General features: G+C 69.6%; 25 protein-coding genes and 2 pseudogenes. 21 read left to right on the top strand and 6 right to left on the bottom strand.

The features are described from left to right. Nucleotides 1-10 precede the first annotated feature (10 nt). The 13 genes and pseudogenes from ACFT5B_RS03860 to ACFT5B_RS03800 all read left to right on the top strand — a co-directional run bounded on the left by ACFT5B_RS03860 (nucleotide 11) and on the right by ACFT5B_RS03800 (nucleotide 13,131). Complete coding sequence (locus ACFT5B_RS03860; RefSeq protein WP_386796649.1) at nucleotides 11-2,545, top strand: FAD-dependent oxidoreductase; 2,535 nt, start codon at nucleotides 11-13, stop codon at nucleotides 2,543-2,545. Nucleotides 2,546-2,729: 184 nt separating this feature from the next. Then, nucleotides 2,730-3,428 (top strand): annotated as a pseudogene (locus ACFT5B_RS03855) (CpaF family protein); the annotation flags it as partial. 23 nt (nucleotides 3,429-3,451) lie between these two features. Next, a complete protein-coding gene (locus ACFT5B_RS03850) occupies nucleotides 3,452-4,828 on the top strand; it encodes a recombinase family protein (protein WP_386796648.1) in 1,377 nt (458 codons plus the stop codon). 565 nt (nucleotides 4,829-5,393) lie between these two features. Further along, nucleotides 5,394-5,705, top strand: a complete 312-nt coding sequence (locus ACFT5B_RS03845; RefSeq protein ID WP_386796647.1) for a hypothetical protein — start codon at nucleotides 5,394-5,396, stop codon at nucleotides 5,703-5,705. After that, nucleotides 5,678-6,397, top strand: coding sequence for a hypothetical protein (locus tag ACFT5B_RS03840; RefSeq protein ID WP_386796646.1), 720 nt, complete (start codon nucleotides 5,678-5,680; stop codon nucleotides 6,395-6,397). The genes ACFT5B_RS03845 and ACFT5B_RS03840 overlap by 28 nt, the downstream gene beginning before the upstream one ends. Then, on the top strand, nucleotides 6,394-6,582 hold the full coding sequence (locus tag ACFT5B_RS03835; RefSeq protein ID WP_386796645.1) for a hypothetical protein: 189 nt from the start codon (nucleotides 6,394-6,396) through the stop codon (nucleotides 6,580-6,582). Before ACFT5B_RS03840 ends, ACFT5B_RS03835 begins: the two co-directional genes overlap by 4 nt. Before the next feature lie 274 nt (nucleotides 6,583-6,856). Beyond that, nucleotides 6,857-7,153 (top strand): WhiB family transcriptional regulator, encoded by a 297-nt coding sequence (locus ACFT5B_RS03830; RefSeq protein WP_386796644.1) that lies wholly within the window; start codon nucleotides 6,857-6,859, stop codon nucleotides 7,151-7,153. A 376-nt stretch (nucleotides 7,154-7,529) separates the two neighbouring features. Then, the gene (locus tag ACFT5B_RS03825) at nucleotides 7,530-8,318 is read left to right on the top strand and encodes a hypothetical protein (protein ID WP_386796643.1); all 789 of its coding nucleotides are present in this window, start codon (nucleotides 7,530-7,532) and stop codon (nucleotides 8,316-8,318) included. 80 nt (nucleotides 8,319-8,398) lie between these two features. Then, on the top strand, nucleotides 8,399-8,719 hold the full coding sequence (locus ACFT5B_RS03820; protein ID WP_386796642.1) for a hypothetical protein: 321 nt from the start codon (nucleotides 8,399-8,401) through the stop codon (nucleotides 8,717-8,719). After that, a complete protein-coding gene (locus ACFT5B_RS03815; protein WP_386796641.1) occupies nucleotides 8,716-11,778 on the top strand; it encodes a hypothetical protein in 3,063 nt (1,020 codons plus the stop codon). The genes ACFT5B_RS03820 and ACFT5B_RS03815 overlap by 4 nt, the downstream gene beginning before the upstream one ends. 113 nt (nucleotides 11,779-11,891) lie before the next feature. Beyond that, entirely contained in the window at nucleotides 11,892-12,290 is a 399-nt protein-coding gene (locus tag ACFT5B_RS03810) for a hypothetical protein (RefSeq protein WP_386796640.1), read from the top strand. Between the two features lie 11 nt (nucleotides 12,291-12,301). Continuing rightward, nucleotides 12,302-12,709 carry a hypothetical protein gene (locus ACFT5B_RS03805; RefSeq protein ID WP_386796639.1) on the top strand — a complete coding sequence of 136 codons (408 nt, stop codon included), beginning with the start codon at nucleotides 12,302-12,304 and terminating at the stop codon, nucleotides 12,707-12,709. Further along, nucleotides 12,706-13,131 (top strand): DUF6941 family protein, encoded by a 426-nt coding sequence (locus ACFT5B_RS03800; RefSeq protein WP_386796638.1) that lies wholly within the window; start codon nucleotides 12,706-12,708, stop codon nucleotides 13,129-13,131. The genes ACFT5B_RS03805 and ACFT5B_RS03800 overlap by 4 nt, the downstream gene beginning before the upstream one ends. A 658-nt stretch (nucleotides 13,132-13,789) precedes the next feature. On the opposite strand, the gene ACFT5B_RS03795 is transcribed toward ACFT5B_RS03800, so the two are convergent. Next, on the bottom strand, nucleotides 13,790-14,290 hold the full coding sequence (locus tag ACFT5B_RS03795) for a hypothetical protein (protein ID WP_386796637.1): 501 nt from the start codon (nucleotides 14,288-14,290) through the stop codon (nucleotides 13,790-13,792). Between the two features lie 673 nt (nucleotides 14,291-14,963). On the opposite strand from ACFT5B_RS03795, the gene ACFT5B_RS03790 reads away from it, so the two are divergent. Continuing rightward, nucleotides 14,964-15,329 (top strand): DUF2511 domain-containing protein, encoded by a 366-nt coding sequence (locus ACFT5B_RS03790; protein WP_386796636.1) that lies wholly within the window; start codon nucleotides 14,964-14,966, stop codon nucleotides 15,327-15,329. 38 nt (nucleotides 15,330-15,367) lie between these two features. On the opposite strand, the gene ACFT5B_RS03785 is transcribed toward ACFT5B_RS03790, so the two are convergent. The 5 genes from ACFT5B_RS03785 to ACFT5B_RS03765 all read right to left on the bottom strand — a co-directional run bounded on the left by ACFT5B_RS03785 (nucleotide 15,368) and on the right by ACFT5B_RS03765 (nucleotide 17,610). Beyond that, nucleotides 15,368-15,748 carry a hypothetical protein gene (locus ACFT5B_RS03785; RefSeq protein WP_386796635.1) on the bottom strand — a complete coding sequence of 127 codons (381 nt, stop codon included), beginning with the start codon at nucleotides 15,746-15,748 and terminating at the stop codon, nucleotides 15,368-15,370. A 91-nt stretch (nucleotides 15,749-15,839) separates the two neighbouring features. After that, nucleotides 15,840-16,499, bottom strand: coding sequence for a helix-turn-helix domain-containing protein (locus ACFT5B_RS03780; RefSeq protein WP_386796634.1), 660 nt, complete (start codon nucleotides 16,497-16,499; stop codon nucleotides 15,840-15,842). Between the two features lie 88 nt (nucleotides 16,500-16,587). Beyond that, complete coding sequence (locus tag ACFT5B_RS03775) at nucleotides 16,588-16,794, bottom strand: helix-turn-helix domain-containing protein (protein ID WP_386796633.1); 207 nt, start codon at nucleotides 16,792-16,794, stop codon at nucleotides 16,588-16,590. Further along, the gene (locus ACFT5B_RS03770; protein ID WP_386796697.1) at nucleotides 16,791-17,009 is read right to left on the bottom strand and encodes a helix-turn-helix domain-containing protein; all 219 of its coding nucleotides are present in this window, start codon (nucleotides 17,007-17,009) and stop codon (nucleotides 16,791-16,793) included. Before ACFT5B_RS03770 ends, ACFT5B_RS03775 begins: the two co-directional genes overlap by 4 nt. A gap of 100 nt (nucleotides 17,010-17,109) precedes the next feature. After that, a complete protein-coding gene (locus ACFT5B_RS03765) occupies nucleotides 17,110-17,610 on the bottom strand; it encodes a hypothetical protein (protein ID WP_386796632.1) in 501 nt (166 codons plus the stop codon). Nucleotides 17,611-17,722: 112 nt separating this feature from the next. On the opposite strand from ACFT5B_RS03765, the pseudogene ACFT5B_RS03760 reads away from it, so the two are divergent. The 7 genes and pseudogenes from ACFT5B_RS03760 to ACFT5B_RS03730 form a co-directional block, all read left to right on the top strand. Beyond that, a pseudogene (locus ACFT5B_RS03760) lies at nucleotides 17,723-18,265 on the top strand (ATPase, T2SS/T4P/T4SS family); the annotation flags it as partial. A gap of 107 nt (nucleotides 18,266-18,372) precedes the next feature. After that, nucleotides 18,373-19,230 carry a type II secretion system F family protein gene (locus ACFT5B_RS03755; protein WP_386796631.1) on the top strand — a complete coding sequence of 286 codons (858 nt, stop codon included), beginning with the start codon at nucleotides 18,373-18,375 and terminating at the stop codon, nucleotides 19,228-19,230. After that, nucleotides 19,227-20,168: a type II secretion system F family protein gene (locus ACFT5B_RS03750; RefSeq protein WP_386796630.1), complete on the top strand. Its 942-nt coding sequence runs from the start codon at nucleotides 19,227-19,229 to the stop codon at nucleotides 20,166-20,168. Before ACFT5B_RS03755 ends, ACFT5B_RS03750 begins: the two co-directional genes overlap by 4 nt. Before the next feature lie 127 nt (nucleotides 20,169-20,295). After that, a complete protein-coding gene (locus ACFT5B_RS03745) occupies nucleotides 20,296-20,475 on the top strand; it encodes a hypothetical protein (RefSeq protein ID WP_386796696.1) in 180 nt (59 codons plus the stop codon). A gap of 50 nt (nucleotides 20,476-20,525) precedes the next feature. Continuing rightward, complete coding sequence (locus ACFT5B_RS03740; RefSeq protein ID WP_386796629.1) at nucleotides 20,526-20,924, top strand: TadE/TadG family type IV pilus assembly protein; 399 nt, start codon at nucleotides 20,526-20,528, stop codon at nucleotides 20,922-20,924. Beyond that, the gene (locus ACFT5B_RS03735; protein WP_386796628.1) at nucleotides 20,921-21,367 is read left to right on the top strand and encodes a pilus assembly protein; all 447 of its coding nucleotides are present in this window, start codon (nucleotides 20,921-20,923) and stop codon (nucleotides 21,365-21,367) included. Before ACFT5B_RS03740 ends, ACFT5B_RS03735 begins: the two co-directional genes overlap by 4 nt. Nucleotides 21,368-21,402: 35 nt before the next feature. After that, nucleotides 21,403-21,822 carry a hypothetical protein gene (locus ACFT5B_RS03730; protein WP_386796627.1) on the top strand — a complete coding sequence of 140 codons (420 nt, stop codon included), beginning with the start codon at nucleotides 21,403-21,405 and terminating at the stop codon, nucleotides 21,820-21,822. The last annotated feature ends 55 nt before the right edge of the window (nucleotides 21,823-21,877 follow it).

The following is a 21,877-nucleotide window of genomic DNA, read 5'->3' as shown; positions in this document are numbered from 1 at the left end:
CGAGCCGCCCGTGGCTACGGACCCGCTCGTCCGCACCCGCGCGCCGTGGCGGCTGGGAAGTCTCGCGCTGCCGCACCGGGTGCTGCTCGGGTCCATGCACACGGGTCTCGAGGCTGCCGGTGCGACGGCGCCCGGTGCGTGGTCCGCCGTGCCCGACGCGCGGGCGCTCGCCGCGTTCTACCGCGAGCGCGTCGAGGGCGGCGCGGCGCTCGTCGTCACCGGCGGGCTCGCCGTCGACGGGCCGGGACGCGGCGGCGCGGACTACGCGGTCCTCACCGACCCCGCCGCGGGGGAGGCCCTCGCCTCCGTGACGCGCGAGGTCCACGAGGCGGGCGGGCTGATCGCCGCGCAGCTCTTCCACGCGGGGCGGTACGCGCTGCTCGCCGACGTGACGGGGGCCACCGGGGAGCCGGAGGAGGCCGTCGCGCCGTCGCCCGTGCCGTGGCGCGCCGCGCGCGGAGCAGTGCCGCGCGCGCTCACGCACGCCGAAGTCGTCGCCACGGTCCGGCACTTCGCCGACGCCGCCCGTGCCGCCGTCGACGCCGGATTCGACGCCGTCGAGGTCATGGCCTCCGAGGGGTACCTGCTCAACCAGTTCTGCTCGCCCCTCACGAACCTCCGCGACGACGCCTGGGGCGGCGACGCCGCCCGGCGTCGGGCGTTCCCGCTCGCCGTCGCGCGGGCCGTCCGGGACGCCGTCGGCCCGGACGTCCCCGTGCTCGTCCGGGTCTCGGGCGACGACCTCATGCCCGGATCGTCGACCCCGGACGACGTCGCCGCGCTCGTGCGCGAGCTCGTCGGGACGCCCGACAGGCCCCTCGCGGACGCCGTCAACGTCGGGGTGGGCTGGCACGAGTCGGCCGTCCCCACCGTCCAGTCCGCCGTGCCCCACGGCGCCTGGATCCCCGTCGCCGAACGCGTCGCCGCTGCCGTGCGGACCAGCGCCCGGCCGGGCGTGCCCGTCATCGCGAGCAACCGCTTCACCGACCTCCGCGACGTGGAGACCGTCCTCGCCCGCGGCACCGTCGACGCCGTCGCGCTCGCCCGGCCCTTCCTCGCCGACCCCGCGATCGTCGCCAAGTCCCTCGCCGGGCGGTTCGACCTCGTCACCACGTGCCTCGGCTGCGACCAGGCCTGCATCGACCGGTCGCTCGTCGGGGAGCGCGTGTCGTGCCTCGTCAACCCGCGGGCCGGGCGCGAGGTGGAGCTGCCGCTTCCTGCGGTGCGGTCGTCGTGGGCCGGTTCGCGGGGGGTCGGGGAGAGTGCGCGCCGTCTACCATCCGGCCCCTCGTCCCTCGGGGCCTCCCGCCAGACCCACCACGACGGCGCGCACTCTCCCCGACCCCCCGCTCGTTCGGACGCCGCCTTCGCCGCTCGTGACCACAGCGACCGCCCGCTCGGTTCCTGTGGCCCCGCGGGTTCGGCCTCGGGGGGCGCTGGGGGGGCCGGTGCTGGCGGTGCCTCGGCCTCCGCGTCGACGTGTGCCGAGGTCGAGGGTTCTTCGCCGAGATCGAGGGGCATCGGCTCGGTCTCGGCGCAGAACCCTCGACCTCGGCGTGGGGCTGGGCCGTCCGGGGGCGGGTTGGCCGTCGTCGGGGGAGGGCCGGCCGGGCTGGCCGCGGCCGTCGACGCCGCACGGCGCGGGCACGGCGTCACCTTGCTCGAGGCGCGTGGCCACCTCGGGGGGCAGCTCGAGCTCGCCGCGCGCGTGCCCGGCAAGGAGGACTATGCCGCGGCCGTCGCCGGGCTCGCCGCCGAGCTCGCCGAGCTCGGGGCCGACGTGCGGCTCGGGGTCACGGCGGTCGCCGGGGACCTCGCCGGCTTCGACGGCGTCGTCGTCGCCACCGGGGTCCGCCCGCGCCGCCTGCGGGCCGGCGGCGAGGGCGGGCTGCCGGGCGCCGACCTGCCGCACGTCGTCGACTACGAGACCGCCTTGCGCGACGGCGTGCCGCCCGGGTCGGTCGCGATCATCGGCGGGGGAGGCGTCGGGGTCGACGTCGCCACGTTCCTCGTCGAGGAGCACGACGAAGGCGCCCGGGCCGACCGGTTCGCGGCGCGGTTCGGGCTTCAACGCGCACGCGACCTCGTCGGGGTGGCGCGGCCGCAGCGGTGGGCCGCCCCGCGTCCCACCCGCTTCCCGACGACGTCCCCGCGGCCGGGCGCGCAGGTCACCGTGCTCCGTCGGTCCGGAAAGGTCGGGACCGGCATCGGCGTGACCTCGCGCTGGGTCGTCCTCGGAGCGCTCCGAGATGCGGGCGTACAGATGCTCACCGGGGTTTCGTACACGAGGATCCGGCCCGGGATCCTGGAGGTCATGGACGCCGACGGCGCCGCGCGTGAGGTCCCCGCGGACGTCGTCGTCGTGTGCGCCGGCCAGGAACCCGTGGCATCCCTCGCGGACGAGCTGGACCGCCGAGGGATCGCGCGCGCCGTCGTCGGAGGAGCGCGCGACGCACGCACGCTCGACGCCGTCCGCGCGACCCGCGAGGGGCTCGAGGCGGCTCGTTCCCTGCTCCCCGATCCGTCCGCGGCGGTCGTCGGCTGACCGCTCGCGTCTCGCATCGTGGACACCGATTGGACCGGTAACGGTATTCGCTGGCAACCTCAGCGCCGCGCCGGTGTTGTCCACAGGGTCCCCGCTGCGAGGTCGCCGACCCCGCTACGGTGACCGGACCGCGCGACTGCGGTGCGGTCACGACGCCCGTGGGGGGCGGGAGAGGGGACGACAGATGAACGGGGCCGAGATCTTCGAGCGTGAGGTGCGCGAGCTCGTGCGCCGCCGGGGCATCGATCCCACACGGGACGCTGCCGCGGCCCGCCAGCTCGTCGCCGACGCGCTCAGCGACTACGACGAGCGCACCGCCCAGGGCGTCGTCCCGCCGCTCGCCGACCCCCAGGCCGTCGCCCAGAAGGTCCTCGACGCCGTCGCCGGCTTCGGACCGCTGCAGCCCTACCTCGACGACCCGGAGGTCGAGGAGGTCTGGGTCAACGGGCCCGCGCAGGTGTTCGTCGCGCGCCGCGGTGAGCCCGAGCTCACGACGACCATCCTCAGCACGGAGCAGCTGCGCGACCTCGTCGAGCGGATGCTCGCGTCGAGCGGTCGCCGGCTCGACCTCTCGAGCCCGTTCGTGGACGCCAGCCTGCCGGGCGGCGAGCGTCTTCACGTCGTCATCCCCGACGTCACGCGGTCGGAGATCGCCGTCAACATCCGCAAGCACGTGCTCCGCGCGTCCCACCTGGCCGACCTCGTGGGCCTCGGCTCGCTCACCGGTCACGCCGCCTCGTTCCTCGACGCGACGGTCCGCGCGGGTCTCAACGTGCTCGTCTCCGGGGCCACGCAGGCGGGCAAGACGACCATGCTCAACGCCCTCGCCGGCTCGGTCCCCGCGACGCAGCGGATCATCACGTGCGAGGAGGTCTTCGAGCTGACGCTAGACCGTAGACTGCACATGTGCAAGCAATCATCTACGCGAGAATCTCGCTGGACCGGACGGGCGAGGGGCTCGGCGTCGAACGCCAACTCGAGGATGCCAGAGAGCTCGCACGTCAGCGCGGCTGGACAGTCGTCGCGGAGCACGTCGACAACGACACATCGGCCGCCGGCAGCAAGAAGCGGCCGGGTTTCGAGAACCTGCTGCTGGACATTCAAGTGGGCCGGGCGCAGGCCGTCATCGCATGGGCGCTCGATCGTCTGACGCGCAACCGGCGCGACACCGTCCGTCTCATCGAGACCTGTCAGGCGGCATCCGCCACCGTGGCGCTCGTCCGTGGATCAGACATGGACCTGACGACCCCGAGCGGGCGCGTCGTCGCCGACGTCCTGGCGAGCTTCGCGCGTCTCGAGATCGAAACCAAGAGCGATCGCCAGAGGCGCGCCAACGACCAGCGCGCCCACGCCGGGCTCCCCGCGGCCGGAGGGCCGCGACCGTTCGGCTACGAGCCAGGTGGCCTGAGCGCCCGCGAGTCCGAGGCAAGGCTCATCCGGGAGGGCTATGCGACCCTCCTGGCCGGAGGCTCGCTCCGTGCCATCGCACGACGCTGGAACGACGCCGGCGCGCTCACGAGCAAGGGCAACGCCTGGAACGGCACCACCGCACGCCGGGCCCTCCAGTCGCCTCGCTATGCCGCCCTGCGCAAGCACCGCGGGGAACTCGTCGGAGGTGGAAAGTGGACGCCGGTCGTGTCTGAGGAGACATGGCGGGCCGCTCAGCACCTCCTCGCGGATCCCGAACGCAACCGCGTTACAGACCGCAGCATCAAGTTCCTCCTGACGAACATCGCGGAGTGCGGGCGCTGCGAGGGCGGATCCAAGGTCGGCACCGCGAGAACGAGCAAGGGTGTGCGGACGTACAAGTGCGCGGCGCGCAGCGACGTCGCCAGGAAGGCCGAGCCGATCGACGAGTACGTCGAGGCCGTCGTCATTGCCCGGCTAGCGCGCGACGACGCGCGAGGCCTCTTGAGAGACAGGGGCCGGGAGATCGACGTCGAGAGCATGCGTCACGACGCCCAGGCGCTGCGGGTGCGGCTCGATGAGGCGGCGGCGCTGTTTGCCGCAGGTGAGATTCGCGCAACGCAGCTCGGGACGATCACCCGCGACCTCGAGGCGAAGCTCGAGGGCATCGAGGCCACCCTTGCCGAGGCTGGCAAGCAGGATGCACTCGTGGGCCTCGTCGGAGCCGATGACGTCGCAGCGGCGTGGACGGACCTTGACATCATGACCAAGAGGGCAGTGCTGCGAACGCTGTTTGAGAGGATCGTTCTTGAGCCCGTTGCGCGTGGCTCGCGCACGTTCCACCCCGAGTCAGTCCGGCTTGAATGGAGGGCGTGATGGTCGCTGTGGTGTGCGGGGCTGCATCGCACGAGCCGGTGCGTGTGCCAGTCGCCTTCGAGCAATTAGACGGGAGCGTGCTCGTATCGATCGACGAGGTCACCGCATCCGGCAGACTCATGGCGGAGCGTCGCAAGTGCATCCTCCGGTGCGCGAAATGCGGATTCCGCCTCGTCGTTCGTGCAGACCGAATCGGGCCTCTCTTCGACAAGCTCGACGCGCATGGCGTTTCCGAGATCTCCTTGTCGGCGTTGGCTGCTAGGCTGCAATAGCAAGACACGTCGAGGCCGAGATGCGTACGGCCGCCAGGCACCTCAGCGGGTGCAGGTTCATCCTGCCCGGAGGTGCCTTTTGGCTACCTGGACCCACGAGCGAGCGCGGGTCGCGTCGCTGACCCGATCGCGGAACGCCGACGATCCCGAACTAATCGACGCTCGTCGCGCTCTGCGCGCAGAGCGCCTCGCCGAGCATGTTGCGCGCGTCGTCGCGGAAGCCCCGCCCCTGACCCCCGAACAGCGCGACACCATCGCGGCACTTCTGCGCCCGTCGTCGGGCGGTGTTGCCGTTGTTTGAGGCGCCCGACACCCAGAACAAGCCCGGGAACCCCGAGACGGGCAATCGTCGGCGAGGTGTCGACGAGCTCACCACGAGGCTCTACGACGCTGGCCTCGGCGCGGCGAAGGCTCGGAAGATCGCCAAGCTCGCGATGCGCACCCCCGAGCCGATCCTCACCGCGTACTACCTGCTCCGCCAGCACCGCGCGGGATCCGCCGCCTTCCAGTCCGCACTCGTCGACCTCGAGCACGGCCGACCGCTGACCTACCGCGATTCCACCGGCGAGGATGCCGCGTGGAGCGTGCTGGGTGGTGGTCGCTGATGGGCCGCGGGAACTACGCGCGGGCATCCCAGGTGGCCGTCCGTCTCGGGCTTGACCCCCAGCCGCGGCACGTCCTGTTCCGGATGGCGATCGATGCGAAGGATGACGACGACCCACCGCGCTACTACGCAGGGTGGGAACGCCTGGCCGAGTCCTGCGGCTACAACCTCCGCACGCTCGACGCGAAGAGGTACGCCGCAGCCAAGCGCGCCATCACGAAGCTGGTCGGCCGACTGGTCGCGCTCGGGCTCGTCGAGCGTGACGGTGACGCATTCCTCGGGCATCGGCAGGTGTACCTGCTCCACCTCGACCTGCGCCGCTGGGAAGACCAAGAGGGACGCACTCACGACGTTCCAGTGGGACGCAATGACGACGTCCCACATGGGACGCAATCAGGTGCACAAGAGGGACGCAATGACGACGTCCCCAACTACAAGACTCCACTACCACTCCAAGGTGACTCGAAGACCTTATCTCAGGTGAGTACCTCACCTGCCACTTCGGAGGAGCTACGCGAGAAGGCATCCGCCGCTCTCATCGCGCGCCTTGGCGCGGGCGCTCACGCGGCCGTTGCCGGAGTGATGGAACGCGACGGACTCGACCTCGCAGACGCGACCATTCGCGCCGCCCAGGACTTGCATCTACTCGCCGCCTTCGCTGACGACAACGCATGGACGGAGATCACACGATGACCCCTCGCCAGCGCACCGACGCCTTCCTCACGGAGCAGTTCGTGGAACTCGGCGCCTTCCCCACGGACGAGCTGATCCTGCGTGCACGGATCTGGGCCGGCGAGTTCCAACCGCTCGACGGGGACCCGTATTCGCTGCTCCCGTTCGCGGCAAGGCTCGCCCTCGATGAATCGATGGTCCCGTGACCGCCGCCGTCGACCTCTGCCGCTGCCAGCACGCGCGGCGCATCCACGGAGGGCGGCCCGGGCTCCAACTGCTCGGAGAGGTCTGCCGGGTCAAGGACTGTGACTGCGACGAGTTCGGACCGACTCTGCCGACGCAGGACGACCCGCCTGCACCTGTCGACCTCCCGCACCGCGCGGACTGCAAGCGCATCGTCATCGAGCGAATCACGCCCATGCGCGGATGGTCCGTCACGCGCTGCCGTTCGTGCGGCGCTGCTGTCGCGGGGAGGGTGTCATGAGCGACCTCGAGCAGGATCACCGTGCCCTGACGAACGTGATCGAGGAACTGCTGGATGACGGTCTGCGGATCCCATGCATCCGCTCTGATACGCGCCAGTCCGCAGCGTGGCTCTCCGACAACCCGAAACGGCAGGAGATCGCGGCCACGCAGTGCATGGGGTGCCTGGCGATCCGCGAGTGCCGGCGCTACGTCGCCAAGCACCCGAAGGAGGCGGGTGTCTGGGGCGGGACGACCGAGAAGGACCGCCGTAACCCGGACGTGCTGCGCCAGCTCTGGGGAGGCGTGCTGTGACGGACGCCTTCGCCGTTACGTGGCACGGCGGCCAGCCACGGCTCGTCATCTCCGACTCCAGCGCTCTTCTTGAACTCGCGGCAATCGTGGACCAAGCAAACGCTGTCCGGGTCTATCGCCGGCAGGTGCCCGCACCTTCCGCAGTGCCGTTCGTCGACTCAGCGAGAAGGGTCGCCGCGCTCACTGCCATGGTTGCGCAAAAACAACCCGAAGTGGAGACAGAAGAGCCAACCGCGGGACGATGGATATCAGTTCGACAGGCCGCAATGCTCCTGGGTATTTCCGACCAGGCAATCACGAAGCGAGCGCGCGCCCGAACGCTTTCCGCCCGCAAGTTCGCTGGGCGATGGCTCATCGACTCGGAAGGAATCACGGCATGACGACGACATACCAGCTTGGAAGCAGCCCAATGCTCGACGCGTTTCGGAAGATCGCCGGCACGGTCACGGAGACCGTCAGCTCGGCCCTCTCGAATGTGCCGTTCTCCCTCACGGAGCCCGGACCGACGGCACTGCGCGCCGCGGCCACGGCATGGACGCCAGTGCCGTCCGCAGTCCAGGCAATCGACGCGACGCTGACCCGGGTCGGCAAGGATGTGTTCAACACCGCCACGGACCGCAACCTCTCGGCCGAGGGCAAGGCAGCGCAGCTACAGGTCGTCGTCTCTGCGGCGAGGACGACCATCGAGGTGGAGACGAACACGATCCTCACGGCGGCAACCAAGGTGCAGAGCACCCTCCTCGCGGTTGCCTATCCCGCCCGGCCAAACCCGCAGGACGCTGCCCAGGAGGCGCGCCTTGCTGGCATCAAGGCCGACCTGCGCATGGTGCTCGACCCGACGGGTCCGGGGGAGCTGGGTGCCCGGGCCGGAGCGCTGCTCACCCGGGCGATCGCAGACAAGGACACCCTCACGACCTGGCTCCTCGCCTCCTCTCGCTGGCCCGAGGACTACTTCGTGTCGAGGGGCGCTGACGTCGCACTCGCTGGTTGGCCGTCGACCGTCTCGAGCAACCTCAATGGCATCGATGACGACCTGCGAGACGTGCGACGCGCATACGCCGCGGTGACGCAGCCTCAGCGTGGGCTTCCCGCTCTCGAGGTTGTCCTTCGGACCGCGGTCCCCGCTGTGCTGGCGGACGTGACCAACGGTGCGACCCGTTCCTAAGCCGGCTGGTGCCCGGGGGTGGGGCGCGGGGGCCCCCCGGGGTGCCGGCTCTCCTTTGCGACTCGATTTAAGGCTCCGGCATGCGTGCGACTCACGGGGCCGTTTTCGGAGGCAGCGAGATGACAGATGAAAGCCCCCAGATCCGCAGGATTCCAGCCCCCAGCGGCCTTTCGAGGGCCGGCAGGAGGCTCTGGAAGTCCGTTGTAGATGCCTACGACCTGCGCCCTGACGAGCAGGTTCTACTCGAAAACGCGTCCAGAACGGCCGATTACGTGGCACAACTGGACGCAGCGCTGAAGGATGCCCCGCTCGTCGTGCTCGAGAGCGCCGCAGTCATGCCTCAGGACGCGATCGTGGCGGCTGCCGAGGCGGTCCTCCGCGATGCGGAGGTTGACGAGTGACGCTCATCGTCGGCAGTGCCGGCGTCCGGCTGCTGCCCGTAGTCGACCGGTTCGCCGCAGACACCCGCGCCAAGCTCCGCAACCTCAACGCGGACGTCACGCTCAAGGTCGGCAACGAGAAGGCGTTCCAGGCGCAGGTCGACGCGCTTCTCCGGAACCGCACTACCACCGTCGACGTGGACGCGGACACCTCCGAGGCGAACGCTCAGATCGACGAGGCGGCGCACAATCGTGACGCGACGATCAACGTTGACGCCGACACGGGCGCAGCCGAGGCGAAGATCGCTGCCGTCAGCTCTACGGTGTCCGGCCCCGGCGGCCTCCTGACGTCCGTCCTGGCTCTGGGTCCGGCGCTCATCCCGATCACGGCCGCGGTCGCCGGTCTGGGTGCGGCCCTGACCGCACCTCTCGCCGCGGCAACGGTCGGCGGCGGCCTGTTCGCGATCTTCGCGGGCGACTCGATCTCTCGCATCAAGAAGATCGAGAAGGAGATCGAGAAGACCTCGACCAAGCTCGCGAACGCGGAGCTGGGCCCGAAGACTGACGCCAACAAGGCGAAGATCAAGCAGTACCGCGAGGAGATCGAGCACCTCGAGGCGTCCCTGACCGGGGCCACGGGCAAGTTCGCGGACACGAAGAACGCGCTGAGTGCGGCGGTCGGCACGTTCGAGAAGAAGAACGACAAGTCGATCCTCGGCCCGCTCACGACTGGCATGAAGATCCTGATCGACATCCTGCCGTCGCTCACCCCGCTCATCAAGGCGATGGGCACCGGCCTCAACCTGATGTTCACGTCGATCGGCAAGGGTCTCAAGTCGGCCGGGTTCGGGCACTTCATCTCGGTGCTCGCGTCCATCGCCGGACCTCTGTTCGCGGCACTTGGCCCTGTGATCGTGAACCTCGGCAAGGGGTTCGCGTCGCTGGTCGAGGCCGTCGTGCCGATGACGGGCCACGGCTTCACTCAGGGTCTCATCAAGGTGTCCGAGGGCTTCTCGCACATCGGCTCGAGCGGCGGTTTCCAGAAGTTCCTGTCCTACGTCCGGCGCGAGGGCCCGAAGGTCTGGGCACTGGTCAAGGATCTCGGCGGCGCGGTCGTCAACCTGGTGAAGGGGCTTCTGCCTCTCGCCGGTCCCGCGCTCGGGGCCGTCAGCATGTTCGCGAAGGTCATCGGCTCGCTGGACCCGGCCGTCATCACCGCAATGGTCTCGGGCATCCTCGGCGTCGTCGGGGCACTCAAGACCTGGCGCGGGGTTCAGCTCCTGCTCAACCTCGCCATGAACGCCAACCCGATCGGCCTCATCATCACGGCGATCGGACTCCTGGTCGCCGGGGTCGTCTACGCCTACAACCACTTCACCTGGTTCCGCAAGGGCGTCCAGGGGGCGTGGAAGGGCATCAAGGCCGCCGCGAAGGCCGTTTCCGACTGGTGGACCAGGACGCTGGTGCCGACGGCGAAGCACGTCTTCGACACGATCAAGGGAGCTGTTTCGACGGCCTTTGGCTGGGTCAAGAAGAATTGGCCGCTTCTGCTCGGGATTCTGACCGGCCCGATCGGACTTGCAGTCGTGTTCATCGTCCAGCACTGGCAGACGGTGAAAGAGAAGCTGAAGGCCGGTTACGACTGGATCAAGCGAAACGTCTTCTCGAAGTTCACGGCCGCCTTCAACGCGGTCAAGTCCGCATTCGGCACCGCGGGCGACTGGATCGCCCAGCGGTGGACGAACCTGCGGACGAATCTGCACAACGGGTGGACATGGATTTCCAAGCACGTGTTCTCGCCGTTCAAGTCTGGCATTTCGGCAATCAAGACCGCATTCAAGACGGCCAAGGATGGCATTGGCAAGATCTGGGACGGGCTCAAGTCCGCCGCCGCTGCCCCGATCAGGTTCGTCGTGAACACCGTCTACACCGATGGCATCCAGAAATGGTGGAACAAGGTCGCCGGTGCGGTCGGGCTTAAGAAGCTCAAGCTCCCCGACGTCAGCCTCCCGTTCGCCCAGGGTGGCGTGCTCCCGGGCTACACCCCGGGCCGCGACGTGCACCAGTTCTACTCGCCCACGGGCGGGCGCCTGTCGCTCTCGGGCGGCGAGGCGATCATGCGCCCGGAGTTCACGCGTGCCGTGGGCGGGGCGAAGGGGGTTGCCGCACTGAACGCGAAGGCTCGCCGCGGCGACGCGTTCAAGGACGGCGGCATCTGGGACACGTTCGGGAGCGGCTGGTCGAAGCTGTGGCACGGCGCAGCGAACCTCGCCTCGATGCCATTCAACGGGGCGTGGAAGGCACTCGTCGGCCACTTCGGCAACCCGCTGGCCAGGCTCTCCAAGATCGGTGGCAGCGACCTCGGCAAGATCGCGAAGACCGTGCCGGGCTGGATCGTGGACGGGCTCAAGGACAAGGTCAAGGGCCTCTTTGCGGGCGGCGGTGCCGGCACACCCGGATCAATGGGCAACCTTGGCGGCGGCCAGGGGTCCTGGCTCGGGCCCGGCATGGGCTGGCAGAAGATGTGGGCCCTGGTCCACGGAGCCTTCCCCGCCGCGGTGCTTACCTCCGCCTACCGTCCGGGTGCGATCGCGGCCGGCACGGGCCAGTTGTCGATGCATGCTCTCGGGCGCGCGATCGACATCGGTGGCTCTCCGCTGGTGATGCACCAGGTGTTCGAGTGGATCAAGTCTCGGTTCCCGAACTCCAAGGAGATCATCCACAGCCAGGAGGGGTTCAACCAGGTCTACAAGGGGCGCAACTTCCTGTACCCCGAGCCGACCCGGAGCGCCCACTTCAACCACACGCACTGGGGCTTCGCCAACGGCGGCGTGCTCAACGCGGTCCCCGCCACGCTGTACGACAAGGGCGGTGTTCTGCCCCCCGGCACATCTCTCGTGGCGAACCACACCGGGAAGCCGGAGACGGTGTTCACGGACGAGCAGCTCGCGCAGCTCGGTGGCCCGCTCATCGGTGGGGACCTTGTGGTTCGCGACGACGCGGAGGCCTACCGCAAGCTTGACGAGCTCCGTCGCAAGCGGGCCCTCATCCACAGCGGGCTGACCCGAGGGGGGCGCTGAGCGTAGGGCATTCGTCGTCTACGCCACCCCTCCCGCCGTCGTAGGGCCGCCGCCGGAAACGAGTCGCTTGCGCCTGCACCACCCCGGCGGGCGACCGGCGGTAGCATCCAGTCATGACGGACGACGACGCGCAGTTCGTCGTCGTACGGGGTGGCCTTAACCGAGATGCGGCTTACATGACACAGACGCTCATCGACGAAACCTCTGGCGGCGACCAGCCATGTCTGTCCGTCTTCGCGCTCTTACCGATTGGTGCCGAGAGTGAAGATGAAGTGGTGGGCCGCGTGTGCCGGGAGGCGGGAATACCGCATGGGAAGGTCCAGCGCTCTACTGGCGCGCGACTCCGCGCTGCCGGATTCTCGCTTGTGCACGAGGTCGGTGTCGGCGAGGCGGACTGTCACTACCACGTGTACTTTGAGACTCCAGTCACGGAAGCTCAGATGCGACGGTTCATTGAGAGCTTCGATCCGCCGGAGCCGAACCCGACGGGCGGAATGAGGAGGAGAAGTTGAAGACGGTTTTCGTGGACTTCAACAACCTTATGGGGGGAGATCGTGTCTCCGCTTCGCTGCGCCGCGCCAACGGCGTTTTTTCAGCAGGCGAGCGGGTCATTGCGCGAGATCCTGGCGAGGACATGGAGTTCGACGCCGTAGTCGAAAGGTTTGACCGTGAGAAGGGTCGGATGACTCTCAAGGTCGAGTGGGAGCCGAATGTTGCGCCCATTGTGGAAACGTACGGATCGCCAGTACGGATCGCACACTCGACCTGGCCCGAGGTCGTCGAATGGTCAACGCGACAGTCGGGAACTGCTCCGATTCTCGACTCACTCCTAGGTGTTGGTTTCGTCAAGGTGAGCCGCGCAGATCGGCGGACTCGGAATGTTGGCGCCAACCCGAGGGTGAGCGGCGCGGCGATTTCGGCGACAGAATGAAGGCGACAGTCCTTCTTGCAGATTCCGCCCAGTCGGACCTCGCTGGAAAAGTGCACGCGCTCGGTTTGGGTTGGAAGATCACGTCATCTCCGACGCCGCCGATGGCTGTAGTTGTCCTGGTCGATTTGGACTGGGAAGAGGCCAATGTGCGCGTCACCCTCGATGCCTCGCTTGTGGACTCTGATGGGTCACCGGTCCTCTCTCCAAATGCGCCGAATGACCCCGTGTCGTTTCATGGCGAGTTTGAAACAGGCAGACCTGCAGGGATCCCAACTGGAGCTGAATTGCGCGTCCCTATTGCTGTCAACATCGGCCAAGGCCTCCCATTGAAGTCGGGTGGCTCTTATCGATGGCATGTTGAGCTCAGGGCTCCCGGCAGCAACGTTGTGGCAGAAGAGCCCTTCACGGTAGCGAGCACCTAATCCCTTGGCTGGTGCGACCGCAATTCCTGATGGCCGTGCTTGGACGGCGAAGGAACTCACTGCAGAGCTTGGAGTCGCTGCACATCGGATCGCTCGCCTCGCGTCCTCATGGGGCTGGGAGCGGAACGGTTCTGCGTGGCTGTTCACTGATGAACAGGCGGACAGGATCCGCGAACACGTCCGAGCGTGGGACGCCCGCACGTCGACGCCTCCGCGGATTTGCAGCGTGGACGGGTGTGGCGCACGTGCAGACGCGAAGGGCATGTGCCACCCGCACTACCTGCGTGTCTTGCGGCACGGGTCGACTGAGGCGCGTACCGGGGGCGAGCATCAGCGGGTCAAGACACATTGTCCCAATGGCCACCCATACGACGAGGCCAACACCTACGTGTTCGCCGATGGTCGGCGACGGTGCCGGGCGTGCCGGCTTGAGCGGGCTCGGCAGCCCTAGGCTCGGGCCATCACCCTCCGCGCTCAACGCCCGGCGCGCGGCGGCCACCGTTGCCCTCACCGCCGCCAGAGCCGCGGAGGCTAATGGCGGGGGGCATGGGAGGCCGCGGCTGTGCAGGGGGCCTTGGCGCGCCGCCCGGGCTCGAGGCGGGGGTGGCGGGCTTGTTGGGACCGGTGGCCGAGGGCTCGTTCGACATGCGCATCTCCCTTAGATGAGGTGAAACAGGACACCAAGCGCCATCACGAGCAAGCCGGCCAGAGTGAGCCACATCGTCACGCGAAGCCCCACGAGCTTCCGCTCCGTGTCGCGCTCGATGGTCTGCACAGGTGAGGCTTCCGGATTGTCTTGGAGAAGTTCGTCGACCAGGCTGGCGTCGAGGTCAGCACGCGGCGGACCGTTCCAGAGGGTGCGGTAGTGGTCGATGTTCATGGTGTGAGCCCGGCGTGGCCGGAGGGTGACGAGCACGTTGACGGCCCCCGCAGCAATCGGGACGATGCCGGCGAACATCAGCCAGCCGACTCGCTTCGCGGTCGTTGGATCCAGGACGATCGGGCACGCGAGCGCGATCAGCACCCCGTCGATCCCGAGCAGTGCCCACAGGCCTTGGCTCGCCGTGGCGGCGCGGGCTTCGAGAACCTCGAGTAGCCAGCGCAAATGGGCAAGCCAGCGCGAGGAGTCCCACTCGTGAGGATCTGTGCCCTGCGCCACACGCCTAAAGCTAGCGAACGCCACCCACACCGCCGCGGGCGGCAGGTCGATGCCGGATGGGGTACTCCGGCAAGCTAGCCCACTAGACTCGAACACATGTTCGAATCGCGGCGACCGCTCAACGAGGACAAGCCGCAGCGGATCCCAACCCGGCCACAGGGCAGCATCCCAGTGATAGTGCGGCTGCTCTACGACTCGCACGAGGAGCTGGTGCCGGCGCGGGCGGTCCGATGGGCCGAGGGGCGCGTGATGGTCCTGTGGCTCGCAGACGGACAGGATCCGCGATCGGAGCAGATCTCCTGGCTGCGCTCAGAGGACGTGCACCGAACGATCCCGCGGAGGCCGTGACCTAGGACCAGTTGCGATGCCAGTCTTCCGCGAACTCCTTCGCCTCGTCGGCCGTGTCGAACTCGGCGAGGTTTGAAGGGCGGGGGACCGGGTAGTCAAGGTTCCACTTCCCGTTCGGGAGGAGCGTTACGCGGAAGTCGCCCCCATTTTCGTGGGCCACCCAGCCGGTTCCTTCGCACTGCCAATCAAGAAGACTCATGGGACCGATCGTGCTTCTGCTCGAGACGGTGACCAACGCGTCGTCCCGCAAATCACCCGGTCAACGCGGGTGAAGTCCGTGCTATCCCCTCCTGGCGGGCGTCGGCAGCAGCGCATCCTTCGCTACATGAAGCTGACTCGTCCACTTGCTCTGGCGGCAGCCGCTGCGATCCTTCTTGCGGTCACAGGATGCTCATCCGACTCGGGCACCTCGAACGATGGCCTCGCCGACCAGCCAATCGACGGTGTCTCCTATGCGGCGGACCATGGCGAGACCTGGCCGCTCACGGTCGACAAGGTCTCAGTCCTGTGTCCCGGCAACAACCAGCTCGTGATCGCCGCAGGTGGCCAGTCCTATGCGGTCAATGGCCTCGCGAAGCAGACGGGGGAGTACGACGACATCTTCGATATCTGGAAGGACGACCCGGACAACCCGGGAGCGAAACTCGACCTCACGCCCGTCCAAGAGCTTGCCGAGAGCATCTGCGGCTGACGCTCGGCCTGGATCGATGCCCGAGTCGGGAGAACCGCTCACGCATTCGAGATCTGATCCGGCCGAACGTAGCGCCCCCAGCCGTGTACGAGCCATCCGGTCGACGGCGCACGCACCAAGGTGACTATGTATCCGCGGACGACGTAGTCAGCATCCGAGCGCATGGTCTCGGTCACGTTGTCGACGACGGTCACGAACAGGACACGGTCGTCGTCGATCGAAGGCTCGAAGGGTGTGATCGTGCCAGGGTTGGGGATCGACTGGTATTCAGCGATGACCTCGCTGAAATCGCCCCACCTCGTCCGTGACGACGGCGTGACAAGCGCGAGCAGAGCCTCGCGGTCACCAGCCTCGAGCGCGGCGTAGAAGCGAGCGACTACGGGAGCCGCTTCGTGCTGGATGCCATAGGCGTCTGTCACATTTCCCACTATCTCATCGGGCTCCCATGGCGAATGCCCCCCAGCAAGCCCACGCGGGCCGCTGGGGGGCGTTTGTCGTTCTAGGGTCGGCTCACCGCGGCCGCCGAGCCGAGCGCGAGCGCTCCCTTCGCGTCGCGCCAGGTAGAGAGCGAGCCGCTGGTGACGTCTGGTGAGCGGCGTTTGCCGGAAGCGGTGCAACGACCTCGGCCCACGTCGGGATCTTGCCCCCATGGCGCTTCCACGACCCCGGGCTTGGCGTCATATGCCCGTGGCCAGTCACCAGCAGGAACGCCTCGATCCGCTCGATCGTCGCGCTCGTCCGCAGTCGCCCAGGCTCGAGGTGGTCGAGCGGATGCTCGGCCAGGATCTCGAGCCATCGCTCGAACGCGTGGCGATCGATCCGCCAAGAGGGCCCCGTCTTGACGCCTGGGAGCATCCCCATCCGCGCCCAACGCTTGATCGCATCGACGGGAACCTTTAATCGTTCTGCCGCCTCGTCCGCGCTCAGGGCGTCGTCGAGCCTGACCGGGTACTGAGGCGCGGGACCGGAGGCGGTCCGGCTGTCGGGCAGAGTGAAGCGGGGTGGTGCCGAGTACGTGGCGCGGTTGCCCTTGAGGCTCAGCCAGTTACCCACCTGCTCCGCGTCGAACCGCCAGTTCTTGCCGACCTTGTAGGCAGGAAGCTCGCCGTCGTGCGCTCGCTGGCCTACCCAGGTCGTCGAGACGCCGAGCAACTGGGCGAGTTCTCCCACGGTTAGGAGGCGAGGCTCCGGTGCTGACTCGGGCACCGTGCGAGCCTAGCCTCCTGGCGTCATGCGCGTCAGCAGCCGACGGCGAGCGTCACGGTGCGGTACGCAGCGAAGTGATGAAGGGCGCCAATTCCTCGGGCGTCACTACCGGCTTCCCGCGCAGGTAGACGACGTTGAGGTCGCCGTCGTGGATGAGTCGCTGGACCGTTCGGACGCTCACGCCTGCCAGCCGCTCAGCGACCTGGGCGAGGGAGAACACCCGCGGGCCCGGCTCATCCTCGCCCGATTGTCCGTTCATGCGGTCCGCCGCTTCGACCGCGATCGAACACTCCGAGCGGCGCCAGGTCGAGGCCGGGGGAGCGGCGTCGCGGTCTTCGAAGCCAAGTACCCGTCTAGAAGTTCTCGCGTGTAGAAGACCCGCCGCCCGACCTTGATGTGCGGGATCTCGTGCCGGTGGTCGCGCACCCACGAGACCTTCTGTCTCAGGTAGGCGGCGGCCTCTTCGCGCGTCATAAGAGGCGACTGTGCCTGGTCGTCCGTCATCTCCGGGATTCTGCCCGAGAACGCTGGCCTCCGGCGCCGCGCTGACGGCGCCGGAGGCCAGCGGCTTCTGCTAGGCGGACTCGAACGTGTCGGCGACGTCGAGGAGCGCCTTGGCCATCGCGCGGCACTCCTCGGGAGAGTCGAGCGATTCGAATGGGAGGTCAAGGCTGACCTTCTGGTCGTGGCCGTCGCTACTCACGTTCTGCCAGATCTCGGCACGAAGCTCGACGACTTCTCCGCGCTCACCGGTGAACGACACGGGCTTCCCGTAGGACCAGCGTGACCACTCGCCGCCGGACCACTCCCACTCGCCCACGTTCACCGCCCAGGCAGGGGTCTCGAAGCTGGGCGGGGCGGGGGTGGTGGGCACAAAGTACTCGACAACGTCTCGAGCCTCGGCGATGGTCAACGGTTCGCCGTCGACCACCTCTCGGGGGTCGAGCGCGTTCGCCGCCTCCTCGCGGTCGAAGACGGGCCGCGCGTCGATGAGTGCCTTCAGCTCATCGCTGAGCCGGTCGTAGTGGCTGACCTCGGGTGTATCAGCCGTCTGGTCGGTGGTTCCCTTGAACATGGCGCTGCCTCCTCTGTAGGCGGTTGCCGGCCCCGTCTGGTGTTGCCGCACCGGGCGGGGCGCTTCTTGTTTCCGGTCGTGCTCCACCGTAGTCCACATGTGTGTTCTACGGTTGTATGTACTGCGCATCGCCGCACGGGACCTCGTGGCCATGCAGTGCCGCCAGCCGAGCCTCGAGGGCACCGGTGAGATCACGCTCCGGCGGCTGGTCAAGGAGGCGCTGCGCATGCGCCCCGACCGGATCGTCATCGGTGAGGTCCGCGAGGCCGAGGCGTTCGACCTCCTCATCGCGCTCAACTCGGGCATCCCCGGGATGTGCACCCTTCACGCGAGCTCGGCGCGCGAGGCCATCGGCAAGATGACCGCCCTCCCGCTGCTCGCCGGGGAGAACGTCTCCGACCGCTTCGTGCTCCCCACTGTCGCGTCGTCGGTCGACGTCGTCGTGCACCTGGGCGTCGCAGCCGACGGACGCCGGCAGGTGCGCGAGATCGTGGGTGTGCCCGGGCGCGTCGAGCAGGGCGTCGTCGAGACGTCCACGATCTTCCAGCGCGTCGGAGGCGGACGCTCCGGCGGTGAGCTGGTGCGCGGGGACGGCGTCCCGCCGGCGCTGGACCGGTACGAACGGGCCGGGATCGACGTCCTCGCGCTGCTCGCGGGCGGACGACCGCACGACGCCCGCCGCGGGGACCAGCCGGGGCAGGCCGTGACGTACCCGGCCGCGCCGGCCCCGTCCTTCGCCGACGCGTTCCGCGGGGAGCGCTGATGGGCGTCGTCGTCGGGCTCCTGCTCGGGGCGGGCCTGTGCTCGGTGTGGACGGCGTGGTGGGCGCCCACGCCCCGCGCACGCCGCGACGACGGCTGGTCGGCCCGCACGCAGGACCTGCTCGTCCAGGCCGGCGCGACGGGCGTGACGCCCGGCGGGCTCGCAGGTGCGAGCGCCGTCGTCGGGGTAGTGGTGGCGCTGTTCGGGTTCGTGTTCACGCGGTCCGGGACCATCAGCCTCGCGTTCGCGCTGCTGGCGGCAGGGATCCCGTCGATGCTCGTCCGGTCGCGCGCCCGCCGGCGTCGTGTCGCGCTGCGGGAGGTCTGGCCCGAGGTCGTGGACCACCTGGCGTCGGGCGTGCGCGCCGGTCTGTCGCTGCCCGAGGCCGTCGCGCAGCTCGGCGAGCGGGGGCCCGTCGAGCTCCGTCCCCAGTTCCGCGCCTTCGCGAGCGACTTCCGGGCGTCCGGACGGTTCTCGGCATGCTTGGACGCCCTCAAGGCGCGGCTCGCCGACCCGGTCGGCGACAGGATCGTCGAGGCGCTCCGCATGACGCGCGACGTGGGCGGCACCGACCTGGGACGTCTGCTGCGGACCCTCTCGGCCTTCCTGCGCGAGGACGCCCGGACCCGCGGGGAGCTCGAGGCACGGCAGTCGTGGACGATCAACGCCGCCCGGCTCGCCGTCGCCGGCCCCTGGGTCGTGCTGGCGCTGCTCGCGACCCGGCCGGAGACGGCGCGCGCCTACGACTCGGTCGCCGGGGTCGCGGTGCTCGGCCTCGGGGCCGCGTGCTGCGCTCTCGCGTACCGCCTCATGATCCGGATCGGGCGCCTGCCCGAGGAGACGCGGGTGCTGCGATGACGACGTCCCATCTCGGCGCGTGGGGTGCCGTCGCGGGCGCCGCCTTCGCGCTCGGCGTCCTCCTGGTCGTGGCGCGCCTGCGAGCACGCCGGACGACCTTGGCGGACCGCGTCGCGCCGTGGCTCCGCGCCCACTCGGCCGAGTCGGCCCTGCTCGCGCAGGCGCCCGTGCGCACACCGTTCGGCGCTCTCGAGCGTCTCGTCGCACCGTGGCTCGACGACATCGGCCGGGCGTTCGAGCGGTTCGGCCCGTCCCGTTCCGAGCTCGCCCGGCGGCTCGCGCGGGCGGGCCGCTCCGAGAGCGTCGAGCAGTACCGCGCCCGACAGGTCGTGTTCGCGGTGGTCGGGCTCGCCGTCGGCCTCGCGCTGGCCGTGCTGCTGCTCGTCGCACGGGGAGCGTCGGTCGTGCCGCTCTTCGCTCTCGTGGTGGTGTGCGGCCTCGCGGGTGCCCTCGTCTGCGACTACCTGCTGGGCCGCGAGGTCGCGGCCCGGGAGGAGCGGATCCTCGCCGAGTTCCCGACCGTCGCGGAGCTGCTCGCGCTCGCCGTGACCGCCGGCGAGTCGCCCGTCGGCGCTCTCGACCGGGTGCGTCGGACGGCGCACGGCGCGCTCGCGGAGGAGCTCGGCCTCGCGCTCGCGGCCGTGCGGTCGGGCACCTCGCTGGTCCGGGCGCTCGAGCAGCTCGCGGACCGTGTCGCGTTGCCCGCCGTCACACGGTTCGCGGACGGCGTGTCCGTCGCCGTCGAGCGCGGCACCCCCCTCGCCGAGGTGCTCCGCGCGCAGGCGCAGGACGTCCGCGAGGCCGGACGCCGCGCGCTCATGGAGACCGGCGGCAAGAAGGAGGTCGCGATGATGATTCCCGTCGTGTTCCTCGTGCTGCCCGTCACGGTCGTGTTCGCCGTGTTCCCGAGTCTGGTCACGCTCCGGATCGGCCTGTGAGCCCGCCCGCTTCCCCTCGGCGACCGCGCCGCGCGTCGAGCACCAGCCTGAAACACCGGAGGTAGCAGTGAAGAAGCCCCTGATCGAGCTCGCGAGCCGTCGCGTGCACACGTGGGCGGGCTCCGCCGTGGCGCGCGTGCGCGCCGGTGCGGCTCGCCGCGACGACGACGCGGAGCGCGGCGACGTGCCCGGCTGGGTGCTCGTGACGCTCATGACGGCGGGCCTCGTCATCGCGCTCTGGGCGATCGCGGGCCCGGCCCTGACCTCGACGTTCACCAACGCGATCAACAGCGTCAAGGGCCCGTGAGCCCACGGGCGTCGTCGGCACGCGCGCCGCTTCCTCGCAGTGCCGGCCACGTGGCAGACGGGACCGTGGGGCGCGGCAGCAGCGAGCGCGGGTCCGCGGTCGTCGACTTCGTCCTCGTCTCGGTCCTGCTCGTGGTCCTGTTCCTGGGCGTGATCCAGGTCGCCCTGGCCCAGCACGTCCGGTCGATGCTCGTCGACAGCGCCGCGGAGGGCGCACGTTACGGCGCGCGCGCCGACCGAGGTCCTGACGACGCGGTCCGGCGGACCCGCGACCTCATCAGCGCGGACCTGTCGGCGCGGTACGCGCGGGACGTGACCGCCCGGTACACCACGCGGGACGGCGTCGACGTCGTCGAGGTGTCGGTCGAGGCACCACTGCCGGTCGTGGGCCTGCTCGGTCCGGGCGGCGTGATCGACGTCGTCGGGCACGCCGTGCGGGAGCCGCGATGAGGGGCGCACGGGAGGACGGCAGCGCGCTCGTCGAGTTCCTCGGCGCGAGCCTCGTGCTGCTGGTGCCGCTGGTCTACCTCGTGCTCACGGTCGGCCGGGTCCAGGCCGCCACGTTCGCGGCGGAGTCGGCCGCGAGCGGCGCGGCCCGGGTCTTCGTGATGGCGCCGGACCAGGGGTCCGGGACGGCCCTCGCCGTCGACGCGACGCGGCTCGCGTTCGCCGACCAGCACGTCCCGCTCGGCGACCCGGCGGGCGCGGTGTCGCTGGCGTGCCTCGGCGGCGCGTGCGGGACGTCCGGGACGGCCGTCGTCGCGCGGGTCCGCGTCGAGGTCACGCTGCCGATGGTCCCGGCGTTCGTGCGCACCCACGTCCCGCTCGCGGTCCCCGTGGAGGCCACCGCGCACGGCACGTTCCCGCGGTACGTCGACCTGTCGGGGTGGTGATGGGGCGCGCGGAGGACCGGGAGTCCGGTCAGATCATGCTGCTCACCATCGGTGTGGTGGTGCTCGCACTGGGGCTCGTCCTCGCGGTCGCCTCGGCGTCGTCGGTGCACCTGGAGCGCAAGCGCCTGTACGACGCCGCCGACCAGATCGCCCTCGACGCCGCCGACCGCCTCGACCAGGACCTGTACTTCCAGAGCCGGCGCGGGGGCGTCGCGCCGACGATCGTGCTCTCGGACGCCCAGGTCAGCGACGCGGTGACGGCGGTCCTCACGGACTCGCCGGAGCTTGTCGCCGGGTACCAGGAGGTGCACGTCGTGAGCGCCTCGACGCCCGACGGGCGCACCGCGGAGGTCGTCCTCCGGGCCCGGGTGCGGCCGACGCTCCTGACGTGGGCGACCGCGGGGTTCTCGGGCGGCGTCGTGGTGACCGCCGACGCCCGCGCCCGCGCCGACTGACGCCCGAGGTGTCACGCTCCGGTCCGGACGCCCTCTCCATATGTGTGCGAGGGAT

The organism is Luteimicrobium sp. NPDC057192 (genome assembly GCF_042670205.1).
In the GTDB taxonomy this organism is placed as follows: Bacteria; Actinomycetota; Actinomycetes; order Actinomycetales; family Cellulomonadaceae; genus Luteimicrobium.
This window is presented reverse-complemented; position numbering and strand designations above follow the sequence as displayed.

Bases quoted from the DNA above. Each gene is read 5' to 3' on its own strand.
- ACFT5B_RS03755 (WP_386796631.1), top strand. From the start codon at position 18,373: ATGGGCGTCGTCGTCGGGCTCCTGCTCGGGGCGGGCCTGTGCTCGGTG.
- ACFT5B_RS03830 (WP_386796644.1), top strand. From the start codon at position 6,857: ATGAGCGACCTCGAGCAGGATCACCGTGCCCTGACGAACGTGATCGAG.
- ACFT5B_RS03825 (WP_386796643.1), top strand. From the start codon at position 7,530: ATGACGACGACATACCAGCTTGGAAGCAGCCCAATGCTCGACGCGTTT.
- ACFT5B_RS03730 (WP_386796627.1), top strand. From the start codon at position 21,403: ATGCTGCTCACCATCGGTGTGGTGGTGCTCGCACTGGGGCTCGTCCTC.
- ACFT5B_RS03775 (WP_386796633.1), bottom strand. From the start codon at position 16,794: ATGAACGGACAATCGGGCGAGGATGAGCCGGGCCCGCGGGTGTTCTCC.
- ACFT5B_RS03765 (WP_386796632.1), bottom strand. From the start codon at position 17,610: ATGTTCAAGGGAACCACCGACCAGACGGCTGATACACCCGAGGTCAGC.
- ACFT5B_RS03835 (WP_386796645.1), top strand. From the start codon at position 6,394: ATGACCCCTCGCCAGCGCACCGACGCCTTCCTCACGGAGCAGTTCGTG.
- ACFT5B_RS03770 (WP_386796697.1), bottom strand. From the start codon at position 17,009: ATGACGCGCGAAGAGGCCGCCGCCTACCTGAGACAGAAGGTCTCGTGG.
- ACFT5B_RS03735 (WP_386796628.1), top strand. From the start codon at position 20,921: ATGAGGGGCGCACGGGAGGACGGCAGCGCGCTCGTCGAGTTCCTCGGC.
- ACFT5B_RS03750 (WP_386796630.1), top strand. From the start codon at position 19,227: ATGACGACGTCCCATCTCGGCGCGTGGGGTGCCGTCGCGGGCGCCGCC.
- ACFT5B_RS03820 (WP_386796642.1), top strand. From the start codon at position 8,399: ATGCGTGCGACTCACGGGGCCGTTTTCGGAGGCAGCGAGATGACAGAT.
- ACFT5B_RS03810 (WP_386796640.1), top strand. From the start codon at position 11,892: ATGACGGACGACGACGCGCAGTTCGTCGTCGTACGGGGTGGCCTTAAC.
- ACFT5B_RS03800 (WP_386796638.1), top strand. From the start codon at position 12,706: ATGAAGGCGACAGTCCTTCTTGCAGATTCCGCCCAGTCGGACCTCGCT.
- ACFT5B_RS03790 (WP_386796636.1), top strand. From the start codon at position 14,964: ATGAAGCTGACTCGTCCACTTGCTCTGGCGGCAGCCGCTGCGATCCTT.